The 1,087-nt window shown below is 52.9% G+C and carries 2 protein-coding genes and 1 pseudogene; 1 reads left to right on the top strand and 2 read right to left on the bottom strand.

Annotated elements, in window-relative coordinates; all coding sequences use genetic code 11:
* On the top strand, positions 1–209 hold a 209-nt coding region (locus QME66_13990; GenBank protein MDI6810051.1), incomplete at its 5' end, for a methyltetrahydrofolate cobalamin methyltransferase.
* On the opposite strand, the pseudogene QME66_13985 reads toward QME66_13990, so the two are convergent.
* Positions 206–370 (bottom strand): annotated as a pseudogene (locus QME66_13985) (hypothetical protein). The gene QME66_13990 and the pseudogene QME66_13985 overlap by 4 nt on opposite strands.
* Positions 371–489: 119 nt before the next feature.
* The gene (locus QME66_13980) at positions 490–1,059 is read right to left on the bottom strand and encodes a bile acid:sodium symporter (protein ID MDI6810050.1); all 570 of its coding nucleotides are present in this window, start codon (positions 1,057–1,059) and stop codon (positions 490–492) included.
* Positions 1,060–1,087 lie beyond the last annotated feature (28 nt).

Here is a 1,087-nt window from a genome sequence, read left to right as displayed (position 1 = left end):
GCAACGTCAGCATGGGACTCCCGGGAAGGAAATTGATCAATAGAACTTTTCTGACTATGGCGATCTATGCAGGCCTGGATACCCTTCTCATCGATGTCCGAGACCAGGCTCTCATTTCCTCCATTTACGCCAGCAGGATTCTCGCCAATCAGGATCCATACTGCCTTGAATACTTAAAAGCCTACCGAGAAAAGAAGATTTTGGTTTAAGGGGGCTTTGGCCAATACATGATGATCATACATCCCAACAGAACCACTGCTCCACCGATTAAATCGAAAGAGTCGGGAGCTCTTCTATCGATGAGCCATCCCCATAACATCACCATGATGAGGTAAATCCCTCCATACGCTGCATAGACTCTTCCGAAATCCAGGATAACCTTCGCCGATTGTGCAAAGACGAGTGAAAACGAAAGCCGCCGTTGGAGCTTCTCTGGGGCCCGAATCTCATCAGAAGACCACAGATACAGTGGGCAGTGGGGTCTTCTCTTTAATCTCTCCTCTCCATAGGCCGTCCAACCTTACGGCGCGGTCTCAGTCTTGCCATGGCTGAGGAGAGGATTAGACTCGGTATTTCAATCACAGGCTCGATCAACTGGCTCAGGGCGACGATAGGATGCGCTGGAAATAGCAGTACTGCCAGCGGCAACGCCAGCGGCGAGTTTCGCGCGGTGGTGGTGCAGGCCAGAGCGACAAACCTCTCCCGTGGAAAGCGAAGCAGGCGGGAAACGATCCAGGAGAGGGAGAGGGAAATTAGGTAAAAGCTCAGCATCGGCGGCGCCATCCTCAAAAAGAGCGTCGGGTTGCCTAAGAAGATCTCACCGTGGCTCGTGAACATCGCCGTCACTGCTAGAGCCAGCGCGGCAAATCCCAACCGGGAAAGTCGCTCGGACGCGGCCAATTGCGGACGGCACCAGCGGAGCAGTTGCGCCACCGTCAACGGAATCACCACGTAGAGGGCAAACGCCTTTGCCAATGTACTCAGCTCTACCGGTACCAGCTTTTGTGTGAAAAGCAAAAGGTAGACTGGCAGCAGGATCAACTGGAGAATATTAACCATGTGTCATTGCGAACGAAGTGAGGCAATC

This window comes from Candidatus Eisenbacteria bacterium (genome assembly GCA_030017955.1).
Lineage (GTDB): Bacteria > Eisenbacteria > RBG-16-71-46 > JASEGR01 > JASEGR01 > JASEGR01.
This window is presented reverse-complemented; position numbering and strand designations above follow the sequence as displayed.